Origin of the sequence: Vibrio sp. bablab_jr001, assembly GCF_016464285.1 — a bacterium.
GTDB lineage: Bacteria > Pseudomonadota > Gammaproteobacteria > Enterobacterales > Vibrionaceae > Vibrio > Vibrio fluvialis.
On sequence record NZ_JACDWZ010000044.1, the window covers coordinates 1 to 15658 of the forward strand.

The following is a 15658-nucleotide window of genomic DNA, read 5'->3' on the forward strand; positions in this document are numbered from 1 at the left end:
ACCTCAACCTTGGCAAGGTTGCGCTCTACCAACTGAGCTAGTGTCGCAAAGATTAAATGCCGTGGCACTCAATCTGAATTTGGTTGCGGGGGCCGGATTTGAACCGACGACCTTCGGGTTATGAGCCCGACGAGCTACCAAGCTGCTCCACCCCGCGTCCGTATTGTGTCATCGTTAAGCACGATGATGGCTATCCACTCTAACCAAGAAAGTGGAGCGACACACGAGGTTCGAACTCGTGACCTCAACCTTGGCAAGGTTGCGCTCTACCAACTGAGCTAGTGTCGCATCAACAACGTTTTCCGTCGTTTAGGGCTGCGAATTATAAGAGCATTTCTGTGTGATGCAAGAACTTCTCGCGAAAAAAATCTAATTTTTTTTCAGTTGATGAAAAAGCACTCAAATCAGACGATTCAACAACCAGAATGTGCTGAACTAACCATCAACACTCTCTTTCACCGCCCTTTGGAACAAGCTGATATTCGGCATGGAAGCCGGAAATTAGATGTTGAAAATGGTACCGCGGTAAAATTTCAGCTCCGCAATCGACTCTCGAATGTCATCCAATGCCAGATGGCTGCCCTGTTTAGAGAATCCATCCAATACTTCTGGCTTCCAGCGACGAGTCAGTTCTTTAATCGTGCTGACGTCGATATAGCGGTAATGGAAGTATTCTTCCAGGCGCGGCATGTGTTTGTAGAGGAAACGGCGATCCTGGCCAATGCTGTTACCACAAATCGGCGATTTACCGGCAGGTACCCACTGCTCAAGAAACGCGATGGTCTGCGCCACTGCATCGTCTTCATTTACTGAGCTTTGACGCACGCGCTCAACCAAACCACTGTTGGTGTGAGTATTGGTACACCAATCGTCCATTTTCTGCAGCTCAGATTCCGGCTGATGCACCGCCAGTACCGGACCTTCCGCCAGAATATTAAGCTGGCTGTCAGTCACAATGGACGCAATTTCAATGATTTTATGGGTTTCAGGATCTAAGCCTGTCATCTCTAAATCGATCCAGATTAGGTTTTGATCGCTAAAAGACATAGAGGAGTACCTATATAGGTTTGCCGATAAAGCAGGTACTATATACCCAAGTCTGTACAATTCAAATTATCAGCTCACGCTGGTAAGTAGGATTTCAACCGGACGGGTGCGACGTATTACGCGTCGTACATCCCGTCCTGCAACGCGAAAGTAGAACAGAGTGGCAAAGAAAAAGAAGCTGACAAAAGGCCAGGTAAGGCGTGTACGAAGCAACCAGCATAAGAAACTGAAACAGGAAGAAACCGTTCAGTGGGATGAATCGATGCTGGAAAACGCAAAAACTGGCTTGGTGATCACCCGTTTTGGTCAACATGCGGATATTGAAGATCCTGAAACTCAGGCCATTCATCGCTGCAACCTGCGCCGCGGCATTGAGAGTCTGGTCTCTGGCGACCGTGTGATCTGGCGTCCGGGTATCGAAACGATGGCGGGCATTTCCGGCGTGGTGGAAGCGGTCGAACCGCGCAGTTCGGTGTTAACCCGTCCGGATTATTACGATGGTTTAAAACCAGTGGCCGCCAACGTCGACCAGATGGTGATCGTCTCTTCCGTGTTGCCAGAGCTGTCGCTGAATATCATCGATCGCTATCTGATCGCTGCTGAAACCCTGTCGATTGCACCGCTGTTGGTGCTCAACAAAGTCGATCTGCTGGATGAAGAAAAGCGCGCGCTGTACCAACAATGGCTCACTGAGTACGAGAAGATCGGTTATCAGGTACTTTACGTGAGCAAAAACAGTGGGGAAGGTATCGAAGCACTGGAAGCCAAGCTGCGCGATCGTACCAACATTTTTGTTGGCCAGTCCGGAGTGGGGAAATCCAGCCTGGTGAATGCCCTGATGCCCGAACTGGAAGAGATGGTCGAAGAGGGTGAGATTTCAGAAAACTCGGGCCTTGGCCAGCACACGACTACCGCAGCACGTCTGTACCATATTCCGTCCGGTGGTGACCTGATCGACTCACCGGGAGTGCGTGAGTTCGGTTTGTGGCACTTAGAAGCGGAAGACGTTACCAAAGCCTTTGTCGAATTTCGCCCTTACTTAGGTGGCTGTAAATTCCGCGACTGCAAACACGGTGATGATCCGGGCTGCTTGCTGCGTGAAGCGGTGGACAAAGGCGAAATCAGCGCCACTCGCTTTGAGAACTACCACCGTATCATCGAAAGCATGGCCGAGAATAAAGCCAACCGACAGTATTCACGCAACAAAAAAGCGGACCTGTAATCACATCCCGCTCTTGGCTTTGAGATAAAACGAGAGCGGTCTTTCTTCTTGCGGGGATAAATGCTGACATCACTAACGAATTTCAGTAACATTCCGCGCCCAAAGATTAAACACATTGGAATGACTTACAATGGACAAGATTAAAGTTGGACTGCAATACTGGATTCCACAACACGGCCTGACCCGTTTGATGGGTAAACTGGCTTCAGCCAAAGCCGGCGGTCTGACCACAGCCATCATTCGCTGGTTTATCAAGCAATACAACGTCAACATGGACGAAGCATTGCATTCAGATCCTAAGCATTTTAAAACTTTTAACGAATTTTTCGTGCGTGAACTCAAGCCAGGAATGCGCCCGGTCGCAGAGGGTGCTGATGTGATTGCGCACCCGGCCGATGCCTGCGTGAGCCAGTTTGGTCCCATCAATGATGGCAAACTGATTCAGGCCAAAGGCCACGATTTCTCAGCCCAAGAACTGCTGGGCGGCGATGCCAAACTGGCCGAAGAATTCCGCGACGGTGAATTCGCCACGCTGTATCTCTCGCCTCGCGATTACCACCGCGTCCATATGCCATGCGATGGTACCCTGCGTCAGATGATTTATGTACCGGGCGATCTGTTCTCTGTGAACCCACTGACGGCGGAAAACGTGCCAAATCTGTTTGCCCGCAATGAACGTGTCGTATGTATTTTCGATACCGAATTCGGCCCAATGGCTCAGGTACTGGTTGGCGCAACTATCGTTGGCAGCATCGAACTGATCTGGGCAGGTACAGTCACGCCACCGCGCGGCAATACCGTTTACCGCTGGGATTATCCGGCGACGGGCAACACATCTGTGGTGCTGAAGAAAGGCGAAGAAATGGGTCGCTTCAAGCTTGGCTCAACGGTGATTAACCTGTTCGCGAAAGACGCGATTCGTTTTGATGACAGCATGCAGCTAAATGCTCCGACTCTGCTCGGTACCCCATACGCGCACAAAGCTTAATCGCTTGAACATCCCGGCTCTGGCCGGGATGTTTGTTTTTGACGTTCTGCACACTTCCTGGTGCGAACGGCGCATAAAATGCAAAACTTTGTCTCCCCTCTAAGACCTTTTTGTTTCAAAGCTTTACCCTGTCTGCAGTCATGTTCTCATTCATCAAGGAAGACGCTATGCAGACTCTGGATAAGGGCCTTCTCCTGCGGCTCGCGCTCAGTTTCGGGCTCCCTCTACTGGTGCTGATGCTGCCCATCGATGCCATTCCGATCAACGACCTCACGCTGGTGCAACATCGTCTTTTGGCGATATTTCTGCTGGCCGCACTATTGTGGGTATTGGAACCAGTGCCCGTCTTTGCCACCTCGATTCTGATCATTGCCCTTGAACTGGTGATGATTTCCGACAAAGGGCTACATCCGTTTCGCGCCCCTGTCGAGGGCCATGACCTCGGCCATCTGTTGCCTTACACGGAAATTTTCAGCGCCTTCTCATCACCGATCATCATTCTGTTTATGGGCGGGTTTGCACTGGCCATCGCCGCCTCGAAGTATGAACTCGATAACAACCTCGCCCGCGTGCTACTCAAGCCGTTTGGTAATCAACCGAAATACATCATGCTCGGCCTGATGCTGATCACTTCCGTGTTTTCGATGTTCATGTCCAACACCGCAACCACCGTGATGATGCTGGCACTGTTGGGGCCGATTGTCGCATCGGCACCGAAAGGTGACCTCGGCATTAAGGCGCTGGTGCTGTGTATCCCGATTGCAGCCAATACTGGCGGTATCGCCACCCCCATCGGCACACCGCCCAACGCGATCGCACTACAATATTTGACCGGTGAGAACAGCATCAGCTTTTTGTCGTGGATGATGATGGGTTTACCGTTTGTGCTAATCCAACTGACGATTGCCTGGTTCCTGCTGCAAAAACTGTTTCCTTCTTCACAACCGACCATGACGCTCAAACTCGATGGCACCTTCCAGCGTAACTGGCGGGCAGTAGTGGTTTACGTTACCTTCGCCGCCACAATTTTGCTGTGGATGACCACCTCACTGCACGGCATGAACACTTACGTGGTATCGATTATTCCGCTGGCGGTATTTACGCTGACGGGCATCATGGGCAAAGAAGAACTCAAGCAGATCAACTGGGATGTTCTGTGGCTGGTTGCCGGGGGGATTGCGATCGGTATTGGTCTGGAACAGACCGGACTGGCGACAGCACTGGCGCACGCCATCAATTATGAATCCCTGTCACCGATGTCGGTGGTGATCACTCTGTCGCTGGTGTGCTGGGTCATGGCCAACTTTATGTCCAACACCGCAACCGCCAACCTGCTGATGCCCATCGCAGCAGCGATTGGTGCGACCATGAACAGCCTGAGCGATGTCGGCGGCCTGCAAGGCCTGTTAGTGGTCGTGGCCTTTTCCGCCTCACTGGGGATGATTCTGCCGGTATCGACGCCGCCTAACTCACTCGCCTACTCAACCGGTCTCATCCAGAGCAAAGACATGGCCAAAACCGGCTTAATCATCGGTGTCATTGGCCTGGCGATTGTCTACATCGCCGCCGCTATTCTCGGCTGAAACGTCAACCCGTGACTTGTATTTTATTGGACACAAGTCACGGGCTCGAAATTTTCGTCCATAATTCCCTTATTAACCGGGTTGCTGAGCAATTAATAATCGATCGCGATCAAATTAATCCGCACGATAATTTCTTACGCTTTTGCTGAACAATCACTAAAATTAACCGCATTTCAGTAATTTAAATTAACTATTCACGCTTATTGGATTAATTTTCAGTTATTTCTATCAGCAGGATGAGATTGTCCGGCAGGAAGGGCAGAGTATGAGACATACGATTAAATTCAAAATTCAGGTCGCGATTGCGATCATCATCGCCATCGTCAGTGGCGTGCAGGCATGGAACTCCATCAGTCAGTTACGTCAGGAGACCACCAAATCCATCAACAGTGAAATGGCTAACGTCAGCCTGGCCACCAGCCGCTATATCAGTGACTGGTTGTCGATTCGCAGTGACATGATGCTGGCCAACGAATCCCGCATCGCCAGCGGCGAAAACACCGACCGCGAACTGCTGGTGACCAAACACGCCGGTCAGTTTCTCTCGGTGTACGCTGGTTTCAGCGATGGCACGATTGCCTACGGCGATAAAAGTGAAGACTGGCCAGCCGATTACGACCCTCGTACTCGCCCTTGGTATCAAGATGCGATGTCCAATTCCGGCTTAGTATTGACTGAACCTTATCAGGATTTCGATGGCAGTATCGTGGTCAGTTTTGCCAAAGCATTTCGCGGCAGTCGTCAGGGCGTGTTGGCCGCTGACCTGACCGTTACCAACCTGATCAAGCAAGTGTTGAGTATCAAGCTCGACAACAACGGCTTTGCATTTTTAGTCGACGGTAATAATAAAATCGTCGCCTATCAGGATGAAAAACTGAGCCAGAAACCGCTGACCGAACTCAACCCGCAGCTTTCCGCACAGACAATGCAGCAACTGGCGGCGGCAGATCACGCCAGCCAGATACAGTGGCCGAGCCGCGATGATCAATTGATCTACGTGAGCAAAATTGCGGGCACCAACTGGCTGCTGGGTATCGTGGTGGATCACGGCATGGCTTACGCGTCGGTCAGCGACCAGATTACTTTTACTTCAATCGCGACGCTGATTCTGTACGTGCTCATTGCCCTGGCCAGCACCTGGGTGGTTAATCGCCTGCTGCAACCGCTGCAAGTACTGTCCGGCGCCCTGCAAGAACTGTCACGTGGTGAAGGTGATCTGACCCAGCGCGTCAACATTGAACGCAAAGATGAAATTGGTGAACTGGCGGAGAAGGTCAATCAGTTCATCAGCCAGATGCAAACCATGCTCAAAGACATTGTTGAGCACAGCCATAGCCTGTCGTCTCAGGCGCAACACGCCAAGTCCCTCTCGATTCAGTCCACTGATCGCGTTAAACGCCAGCAGGATGACGTCAACCAAATCGCCACCGCGATTCATGAGATGTCAGCGACGGCGGCTGAAGTCGCCAGCCATGCAGAGCTGACCGCAAATGCTTCGCAAGCCTCGGCGTCGGCGTGTGAAGAAGGTCAATCCGTGATTGGTAAAAACCGTCAGGCGATTACCGATCTGGCCAATCAGGTCACCAATGCGGCGAGCGTGATCCGCGAACTGGAAAGCAACGCACAGAGTATCAACCAGATCCTGTCGACCATTCAGGGCATTGCCGAGCAAACGAACCTACTTGCTCTCAACGCAGCGATTGAAGCGGCGCGAGCGGGCGATCAGGGCCGCGGTTTTGCTGTGGTGGCCGATGAAGTGCGCGTGCTGAGCCAACGTACCCACGGCTCGACAGAAGAGATTCGCACCATGATTGAAACCCTGCAGCGCAACACGCAGCAGGCGGTCGAAAGCATGGAAAGCAGTACCTCACTGGCCGACAGCAGTGTCTCCTATGCCCAGCAGGCTCAAGACAGCCTCGCGAGCATCACTCAAGCCATCACGGAAATCAACGACATGGCATTGCAAATCGCCAGCGCGGCCGAAGAACAACGTGCGGTGAGCGAAGACATCAGCCGCAATACACAAGGCATCAAAGATGCCTCAGACGATCTGGCGTATCAGGCACAGCAGAGCAGTGAAAGTGCAAGCGAGATGCACAGCGCTGCCGATGCGATGCGTCATGAGATCAGTCGATTTAAAGTCTGATTTCATTGGCCCTCATGCCCTGTAAATACAGGGCATGATCGACCGTGAATTTTCTTTGTTTTACCTACCCTTAATGGCATATTGAGAGCCTATTTCTCCCGCGCACTGTCAAGGACGATTCTATGGGATTCGAGTGGCTGGCTCTCGCCGCTGCCTTTCTGTGGGCCATTGCTGGCCTGATGTCTGTTACCCCTGCCCGCCATCTGGGCACCTTTGCCTATAGTCGCTGGCGCATGGGATGTACTTCTGTGATCCTTGGCACCATTGCGCTGCTTAGCGGAGGCTGGTCGAGTGTCGACACCAGCGCCGTCACTCCGATGATGCTCTCGGGTTTGATCGGTATTTTCATTGGTGACACCGCACTCTTTGCCTGTTTAAACCGCATGGGGCCGCGTCAGGCTGGCCTGCTGTTCTCTTGTCATGCTGTTTTTTCTGCCATTCTCGGCTACTTCCTGTTCAGTGAAAGCATGACACCGGGGGAATTACTGGGTTCGGCACTGGTCTTTTCCGGTGTATTGACTGCAATCTTTTTTGGTCGCCGTGGTCAAACCAACAATAGTCTGGAGACGATCAGCGGCAGCGTTTGGGTTGGCGTCGGCCTCGGCCTGACGGCAGCGATGTGTCAGGCGCTGGGTGGCATTATTGCGAAACCGGTTATGCAAACAGCGATTGACCCGGTGGCGGCTTCTGCGATTCGCATGATGACCGCGTTTGCCGCTCACTCGCTGCTGCGTGCCAGCGGCGCGCGGATTGCCCGCCCAACTCAGCCGATGAATGGCAAAATATTTGCTATCACCGCCGTGAACGGTTTTCTGGCCATGGCGGTGGGCATGACTCTGATTCTGTATGCACTGCGTGAAGGCAATGTCGGGATGGTGGCGCTACTTTCCTCCACCACACCCATCATGCTATTGCCTATACTTTGGGTCTATACCAAGCAAAGGCCGAACCGATTCGCCTGGCTTGGCGCACTGGTGGCCGTGATGGGTACCGGAATATTGGTGTACTAAGACCAAGCCTGTCCTGACAGACGGTCAATTTTGATCAATAGGCAACGTTTTATTGCATTGATAGGGAGAATCATTGATCTTAACCTACTGCAAGCACACCAAAGTGTAGTAAAATTACGCTAATTTCGATTTCTAGTTACTTTGAATTTGACGAGGTCATAACTATGTCAGCTAAGAAGCCTATGGCTCTGGTGATCCTGGATGGATGGGGTTACCGTGAAGACAACTCAAGCAACGCGATCAACAACGCAAATACTCCGGTTCTTGATGGTCTGATGGCGAATAACCCACACACTCTTATCTCGGCTTCAGGTATGGACGTAGGTCTGCCTGACGGTCAAATGGGTAACTCTGAAGTGGGCCACACTAACATCGGTGCCGGTCGCATCGTGTATCAAGATCTGACTCGCATCACTAAAGCGATCTCAGACGGCGAATTCCAACAAAACCCAGTACTGGTTACCGCTATCGACCAAGCAGTCGCAGCGGGCAAAGCCGTACACCTGATGGGTCTGATGTCTCCGGGTGGCGTTCACTCTCACGAAGATCACATCTACGCAGCCGTTGAAATGGCAGCAGCACGTGGCGCTGAGAAAATTTATCTGCACTGCTTCCTGGATGGCCGTGATACTCCGCCTCGCAGCGCAGAAGCATCACTGAAACGTTTTGACGAACTGTTCGCGAAACTGGGTAAAGGCCGTATCGCCTCTGTGGTTGGTCGTTACTACGCGATGGACCGTGACAACAACTGGGAACGCGTTGAAAAAGCTTACGATGTACTGACTGCGGCGCAAGGTGAATTCACTTACGGCTCTGCGGTAGAAGCACTGCAAGCGGCTTACGCTCGCGACGAAAACGATGAGTTCGTAAAAGCCACTGAAATCCGTGCTGAAGGTCAAGAGTCTGCAGCAATGCAAGACGGCGACGCGGTACTGTTCATGAACTACCGTGCTGACCGTGCACGTCAAATCACTCGCACTTTCGTGACGGATTTCGCGGGCTTTGAGCGCAAAGTCTTCCCAGCCCTGAACTTTGTTATGCTGACTCAATACGCAGCAGACATTCCACTACCCGCTGCTTTCCCACCAGCATCACTAGAAAACACTTATGGTGAATGGTTGTCTAAAGCAGGTAAAACTCAGCTGCGTATCTCTGAAACTGAGAAATACGCGCACGTGACGTTCTTCTTCAACGGCGGTGTTGAAAACGAATTTGACGGTGAAGAGCGTCAACTGGTGGCATCTCCAAAAGTTGCGACCTACGATCTTCAGCCTGAAATGAGCTCTAAAGAGCTGACTGACAAGCTGGTTGCTGCGATCAAATCAGGTAAATACGATGCGATCATCTGTAACTACCCGAACGGCGACATGGTAGGCCACACTGGCGTTTACGAAGCTGCGGTTAAAGCGTGTGAAGCGGTTGACGAATGCATCGGTCGTGTTGTGGAAGCCATCAAAGAAGTGGATGGTCAACTGCTGATCACTGCAGACCACGGTAACGCGGAAATGATGGTGAACCCAGAGACTGGCGGCGTGCACACTGCGCACACCAACCTGCCAGTACCGCTGATCTACGTGGGTAGCAAAGACATCGCGTTGAAAGAGGGCGGAAAACTGTCTGACCTTGCCCCAACCATGCTGGCACTGACGGATCAAGAGATCCCGGCGGAAATGTCTGGTCAAGTTCTGTTCGCGTAATTCACGCGCACGAACGATTGCACAAGCCCCGATATCATCGGGGCTTTTTTTATCTTTTTACCGTTCACATCGGAACAATTGCAAACTTTTTACCTGCCACACTCGCCTCATGCGTCACATTGGGTATACTGAGTGCTCAGTGATTCCAATCGTGATTATCGTAAAAACATGACGTTATCAACTTTCCAGCCCTCTTCGCGTCTCTGCCGAAGCCTGTTATTGGTGTGTCTCAGCGCCGGATTACTGCCGTCCAGCGTCTTGGCTGCCTCACAACAGGAGCTGAAAGGCGTTAAAAGCGAAATCTCGCGCCAGCAACAGTCGTTATCACAACAACAGAAAACACTGGATCAATTGCAACAGGCCCTCAAACAACAGGAAGTGGGTATTTCCGGTTTGGAAAACCAGATCAAGCAGACCAAAAACCAACTGGCTGAAGCCAACGCCAACATTGGCCGCTTGAAACAAAAAATTGCCGCACTGGAGAGCCAACGCAAACAGCAGGCGGATAAACTCGCCGAGCTGCTGCAGACTTACTACATTACTCAGCGTGCCAAAGCGAGCGGCGATTTACTCAACAACGGTGTTGAAGAAGACCGTATCAGCCAGTATTACCAACATTTGGCCAAAGCCCGAACCGATACCATTACCGAATTAGAGGCCACGCGTCAGGCTCTGAACGACAATGAACGCCAACTGCAACTCGAGCGCGATCAGATCACCACACTGCTGGAAGAACAGACGCGCAAGCGCGATCAATTAGCCAAGACGCAATCTGACCGCCGTCAGACTCTGGGCAAAATTCAGAAAAGCATTTCTGGTGACAAAGTGTATCTGGCAGAACTGCAACGCAACGAAACCCGCCTCAAAGCGGAAATTGCCAAAGCAGCCAAACGCAACGCCGTGCCGATGGACGGAATCAGCCAGCAGCGCGGTAAACTGCCGTGGCCACTCAAAGGTCAGGTGCTGCATCAGTTTGGTGAGCGACAAACCGGTCAGATCGATTGGAAAGGTTTAGTGATTGATGCCAATTACGGCCAGCCTGTTAAAGCGGTCTATTCCGGTACCGTGGTGTTTGCCGAATATCTACGCGGTTATGGCTTAGTCGTCTTGCTTGATCACGGTAAAGGCGATATGACGCTGTACGGCTTCAACCAAACGCTGATGAAAAAAGAAGGCGATAAAGTCACTGCAGGTGAAACACTGGCACTGGCAGGCGATACCGGCGGTCAGTCCCGCCCGGCACTCTACTTTGAAATCCGCCGCAACAGTAAAGCGGAAAACCCACGTAACTGGCTGACCCGCTGAGCTAACCTCTGTTTTTAAGTAACAAGGCCGCTCAGTAAGCGGCCTTGTGCTTTCTAGGCGTAATACGTTTCAACGCTGGCGATTAGGCGCGCTAAATCTTGCTTTGGCAGCCGATTGATCCCCGCCGCCGCTTCCCGACCGCCCCCCGTAGTGAACTGACTGCACAGCGTGCCCGCGCCGTGCTTTTTGCTCAAAGGGGCACGTAGCGAGACCGTATAACTCTCATCGTCTGCCACGGTCAACACCACATGCGCTTGATCCGGCTTTTGATTCGCCAGCAAATTACCATATACCCCACTCACCCGGTGTGATGCCGCTTCATCGGCAAGTGCAAATACGCGCAGTGTTTGGCTCTCATATACAGCCGGTTTGGCCAGCGCCTGAGCAATATCCTGTTCGTACGCCTGTTTGAGTACAGCATAAGGCGATGTCGGGTCAGCAATCACCTCAAACGGCGATGGGTAGCCTTGCAATGCACGGAACAAATCTGCGGGATGGTAATGTAGGTCACTGACGGATTGACCATAGCCGTTATAGTTGATCAGGGTGCCCAACTCTTTTAACTGCTCGGCTTGTTCAGGGCGTAAACCCGCCTTGGCTACCAGAGCATCGGCAACGCTGAGCAAGTTATCTCCGTAAGCTGCGGTGATGGCCCAATGGTGAAACTGGCCTTCGAGCAGCGTATCCACAATCAATGCGGTACACACATTGGCATCCAGATTGATGTGCGCATCTAACAGCTCATGCTGAGGAATGTCACCAGCCTGATGGTGGTCGGCATAGAATACCTGAGCGCCGCTGGCCAACACGGTTAACAGTGCGTCTCGGTTTTTTGCCATAGAGATATCCAGTACCGTCAACGAATCGCCGCGCTGAGCGGTTACATTCGCCAGAAGCTCAATATCGCGTTTGACGCCAGTTATCAACTGACTGTCTCGGGGCTTAGCCAGACGCAGTTGAAGAAGTGCGATGATGCCATCGGCATCACCATTAAATATGTCGTAATGCATAGTGAGCGCTACTTTTAATCCCTTGTAATAACATCAGAAATTAGCAGTTTCACGCCCACCAGCACAAGAATGAAAGGTTATATGTCATCCCTTTTAGGCATGCATCGCTCGCACGCCATCTTCCAGCAATTGTAACTGCTCCAGCCCCTGCTCGGTCGCATTCGGCTTCATCACCGAGATGATTTGCAGCATCCCCTGATGAATCACCTGCTCGGTGATCTTAGTTTTTGGTGACATCGCTGACTGATAAGCCAGCCAGCTGCAGGCGATCAAATGCAAAGTGGTGACCAGTTTTTTCATCTCATCTTCATTGAGCGCCAGCAACTGCATCTCGACAAAAGCACGCATAATGTTGACTAAGTTGGTTTGCAGCTTTTCCTGCACGCGAATGTAATCGTCGTGCAACTCTTCATCCCGCTGCAGAATTTCGGGCAAATTGGCGTAGAAAAAACGGTATTTCCACATCAGGGTGAAGATAGAGTCGAGGTAGTGTTTGAGCAGAGTCAGGCTTTCATACTGACCTTGCAGCGGCGTAAAGCGCTCAATCAGTTCTGCTGAGTAGAGTGCAAATATCTCACGCACAATCTCCTGCTTATTGCGGAAATGATAATAGAGATTACCGGGGCTGATCTCTATGTGTGCAGCAATATGGTTAGTAGTCATCGGGCGTTCACCATGCTCGTTAAACAGCTCTAACGCCGCATGGACAATTCTGTCTCTTGTTTTCATTAATGGTTCACATTCCTTCCTGATTACCTGCAGTATAAAACAGCTCCATTGAATGGTAAAAAAAAGCGCCCGTTTCCGGACGCTGATGTCATTGGTTTATTTATGATACGGCTTAGATAGCTCATGGACCGCGTTGACAAACACGCCTGCGTTTTCTGGCGGTACATCCAGATGGATACCATGGCCAAGGTTGAAGACGTGACCAGTACCACCGTGACCAAAACCGTCCAGAATGGAAGCCACTTCTTCACGAATACGCTCGTGCGGGGCATACAGCATAGAAGGATCCATGTTGCCTTGCAGCGCCACTTTGTCACCCACGCGCGCTTTGGCATCGGCGATATTGATGGTCCAGTCCAGGCCTACTGCATCACACCCGGTTGCCGCAATCTGCTCCAGCCACATCCCGCCGTTTTTAGTAAACAGTGTCACTGGCACTCGGCGGCCTTCGTTTTCACGGATCAGGCCATCAACAATCTTGTGCATGTATTGCAGTGAGAACAGGTTGTAGTCACGCGGAGTCAGTACGCCGCCCCAGGTATCAAATACCATTACAGACTGCGCGCCAGCTTTGATTTGCGCGTTAAGGTATTCAATCACGCTGTCCGCCAGCTTATCCAATAGCAGATGCAGAGTCGCAGGCTCAGCGTACATCATCTTTTTAATCTTGGTGAATGCCTTAGAGCTGCCACCTTCAACCATATAGGTTGCCAGTGTCCAAGGGCTGCCAGAGAAACCAATCAGCGGCACTTCGCCTTGCAGATCTTTGCGAATCTGACGCACAGCATTCATAACGTACTGCAGTTCACCTTCCGGATCCGGCAGGCCAATCTTGTCGACGTCTGCCTTGCACGTGATTGGGCGGTCAAACACCGGACCTTCACCAGCAGCAAAGCGCAGCCCGAGTCCCATCGCATCAGGAATAGTCAGGATGTCAGAGAACAGAATCGCGGCATCGAGTGGAAAACGGCGCAGTGGCTGTAAAGTCACTTCAGAGGCCAACTCAGCGTTTTTACACAGAGACATAAAGTCGCCCGCCTGAGCGCGCGTGGCACGGTATTCTGGCAGATAACGTCCAGCCTGACGCATCATCCATACTGGCGTGCAATCAACAGGCTGCTTGAGCAGAGCGCGTAGATAGCGGTCGTTTTTTAATTCAGTCATTCCGTATTCCACTTCTTTTCTAGGCTTATTAGTTTGGGGCGTATTCTAGCACTGATTTGCCCTCAGGAGCGGAGAGCTTTGCAACCCAGATCAAGTTATTAACTTTTAAATCAATGCTTAATTTGCGTACAATCTTTTTCGATGTTACAAATTTGTTCGCTAGCGAAAACTACAATTATAAACTGAGTATTCAGTACTCAGCATCTCATAACGACATCTTACTTACCCCCTCCCTAATCGGAGGGTTTTTTTTATCCCTTGGACGGCGTGAGACGAATATCTTCCAGAGTTCGTTCGATCAATGCCCGGGCGATGGTGCCTTCTGGCGCAACAGGTGGCATGGTTTCCGGAGTAAACCACTGGGCATCGCTCAATTCAGAATAATCCGGTTTAATATCGCCACCTGCGTAATCCGCCAAGAAGCCCATCATCATGCTCGATGGAAAAGCCCAGGGCTGGCTGCCGAAGTAACGAATGTTGGTCACATCAATACCCGTTTCTTCTTTGATTTCGCGTGCCACGCATTGCTCGAGCGTCTCTCCGACTTCCAGAAAGCCTGCAATCACAGTATACATGCCACCACGATGGCGCGGATGCTGAGCCAGCAAAATCTCGTTGCCCTTACGCACCGCGACAATAATGCACGGGAAAATACGCGGATAATGCAAAGTACGACAGTCATGGCACTGCATCGCTAAATCGCGATGGTTAAGATAATTGCGTCCCCCACACTGTGGGCAAAAACGCAAGCTTTGGCTCATATGGCCATACTGAATAGCCTTGCTCGCCATCAAAAACAGGGGTTCCGGCAGATGCAGCAAATCACGCAGTGACGTCAGTTCAAGATCGCGATCCAGATCCGAGGCATTGACCCAATAAACTGGCGCGCCCTGATGATGATCGATTTTGATCGCGGCATCTACGGGCAGATCCCACTGCTCACCCCGGCCAAAAGGGAGTGCTCCGTCAACGGTCCAGATCTCACTGCCTGAAACGACGCACCAATAAGCGGATTTTGTGTCACTGTTTTTTAACATGCCAACTCCTGTTTGCTTGCAGTTCGTTCATTTTACTGGCAATCTAAATTCATACCAGAGTTTGTACAGATTTGATTTTAAATCTATAAATTCTAGTAAGGACAATGAGTTGTGCTGTACCACTACAACAGACGTGCAAAGGAAAGATCATCGTTGAATGATCGGATCATGAGGGCATGGTCATGCTAAAAAAATTCAAAAGAACGCAAGAACAATGGGGTGGCTCGAGTGATGTTATTGATCATTGGCTGGATAAGCGCCAGCATCTGATCGTTGAATACTGTAAACTCGCTGCGCTGCAACCCTGCGCAACCAAAGCCGCTGTCACCGAACTCCCTTCCCCGAAAGAGCTGCAGTATTTCTGTCAGGAGCTCGTCGATTACATCTCTGAAGGTCATTTTAAAATCTATGACATGGTCATGAACAAATGGCATGCCACTGGCTTTCAGGCAACAGATGAAATTAACCGGGCATACGCACAGATCATCGAAACGACCGATCCGCTACTGAACTTCACTGATCAGTATGCTGCGATTCACGAAGAGGATGATCTGGAGACACTGGATGACGATTTGTCGCAAGTCGGCGAGCTGTTGGAGTCACGCTTTGAAACCGAAGATGGTCTGATTCAACTGATCGCAGACAGCCTCGCGATTCCGCCGGGCGCTTAACGTAGTAGACTGAGTCGCCGTCAACGAAAACCACCAGCGCAAATAGCAG

General features: G+C 51.3%; 13 protein-coding genes and 2 tRNA genes. 8 read left to right on the top strand and 7 right to left on the bottom strand.

All coding sequences use genetic code 11. The annotated features are described in order from the left end of the window. Positions 1-80: 80 nt before the first annotated feature. The 3 genes from JIG40_RS07125 to orn all read right to left on the bottom strand — a co-directional run bounded on the left by JIG40_RS07125 (position 81) and on the right by orn (position 1047). A tRNA-Met gene (locus JIG40_RS07125) sits at positions 81-157 on the bottom strand. A gap of 55 nt (positions 158-212) precedes the next feature. After that, positions 213-288 (bottom strand) — tRNA-Gly (locus tag JIG40_RS07130). 213 nt (positions 289-501) lie between these two features. Beyond that, positions 502-1047 (bottom strand): oligoribonuclease, encoded by a 546-nt coding sequence (gene orn / locus JIG40_RS07135; protein WP_020332621.1) that lies wholly within the window; start codon positions 1045-1047, stop codon positions 502-504. 160 nt (positions 1048-1207) lie between these two features. Between orn and rsgA the strand changes: the two genes are divergently transcribed. The 7 genes from rsgA (at position 1208) to JIG40_RS07170 (ending at position 10998) form a co-directional block, all read left to right on the top strand. Further along, entirely contained in the window at positions 1208-2269 is a 1062-nt protein-coding gene (rsgA, locus tag JIG40_RS07140; protein WP_020332620.1) for a small ribosomal subunit biogenesis GTPase RsgA, read from the top strand. A 130-nt stretch (positions 2270-2399) separates the two neighbouring features. Continuing rightward, the gene (asd, locus tag JIG40_RS07145) at positions 2400-3257 is read left to right on the top strand and encodes an archaetidylserine decarboxylase (RefSeq protein WP_158142429.1); all 858 of its coding nucleotides are present in this window, start codon (positions 2400-2402) and stop codon (positions 3255-3257) included. A gap of 167 nt (positions 3258-3424) precedes the next feature. Continuing rightward, complete coding sequence (locus JIG40_RS07150) at positions 3425-4840, top strand: SLC13 family permease (RefSeq protein WP_199465049.1); 1416 nt, start codon at positions 3425-3427, stop codon at positions 4838-4840. Between the two features lie 265 nt (positions 4841-5105). Continuing rightward, entirely contained in the window at positions 5106-6986 is a 1881-nt protein-coding gene (locus JIG40_RS07155; protein WP_199465050.1) for a methyl-accepting chemotaxis protein, read from the top strand. Between the two features lie 122 nt (positions 6987-7108). Continuing rightward, complete coding sequence (locus JIG40_RS07160; protein ID WP_020332616.1) at positions 7109-7996, top strand: DMT family transporter; 888 nt, start codon at positions 7109-7111, stop codon at positions 7994-7996. A gap of 164 nt (positions 7997-8160) precedes the next feature. Beyond that, positions 8161-9693 (top strand): 2,3-bisphosphoglycerate-independent phosphoglycerate mutase, encoded by a 1533-nt coding sequence (gene gpmM / locus JIG40_RS07165; RefSeq protein ID WP_024374077.1) that lies wholly within the window; start codon positions 8161-8163, stop codon positions 9691-9693. 168 nt (positions 9694-9861) lie between these two features. Continuing rightward, positions 9862-10998 carry a murein hydrolase activator EnvC gene (locus tag JIG40_RS07170; protein ID WP_158151541.1) on the top strand — a complete coding sequence of 379 codons (1137 nt, stop codon included), beginning with the start codon at positions 9862-9864 and terminating at the stop codon, positions 10996-10998. A 53-nt stretch (positions 10999-11051) separates the two neighbouring features. Here the strand turns inward: JIG40_RS07170 and JIG40_RS07175 are convergent, their stop codons facing one another. The 4 genes from JIG40_RS07175 to nudC form a co-directional block, all read right to left on the bottom strand. After that, entirely contained in the window at positions 11052-12008 is a 957-nt protein-coding gene (locus JIG40_RS07175; protein WP_158151542.1) for a DHH family phosphoesterase, read from the bottom strand. Between the two features lie 93 nt (positions 12009-12101). Next, entirely contained in the window at positions 12102-12737 is a 636-nt protein-coding gene (locus JIG40_RS07180) for a TetR/AcrR family transcriptional regulator (RefSeq protein ID WP_020332612.1), read from the bottom strand. Positions 12738-12833: 96 nt separating this feature from the next. Continuing rightward, positions 12834-13901 carry a uroporphyrinogen decarboxylase gene (gene hemE / locus JIG40_RS07185; protein ID WP_020332611.1) on the bottom strand — a complete coding sequence of 356 codons (1068 nt, stop codon included), beginning with the start codon at positions 13899-13901 and terminating at the stop codon, positions 12834-12836. Between the two features lie 251 nt (positions 13902-14152). Further along, positions 14153-14938 (bottom strand): NAD(+) diphosphatase, encoded by a 786-nt coding sequence (gene nudC, locus JIG40_RS07190; protein WP_020433555.1) that lies wholly within the window; start codon positions 14936-14938, stop codon positions 14153-14155. A gap of 176 nt (positions 14939-15114) precedes the next feature. Between nudC and JIG40_RS07195 the strand changes: the two genes are divergently transcribed. Further along, entirely contained in the window at positions 15115-15609 is a 495-nt protein-coding gene (locus JIG40_RS07195) for an Rsd/AlgQ family anti-sigma factor (RefSeq protein WP_032080022.1), read from the top strand. Positions 15610-15658: the final 49 nt, after the last annotated feature.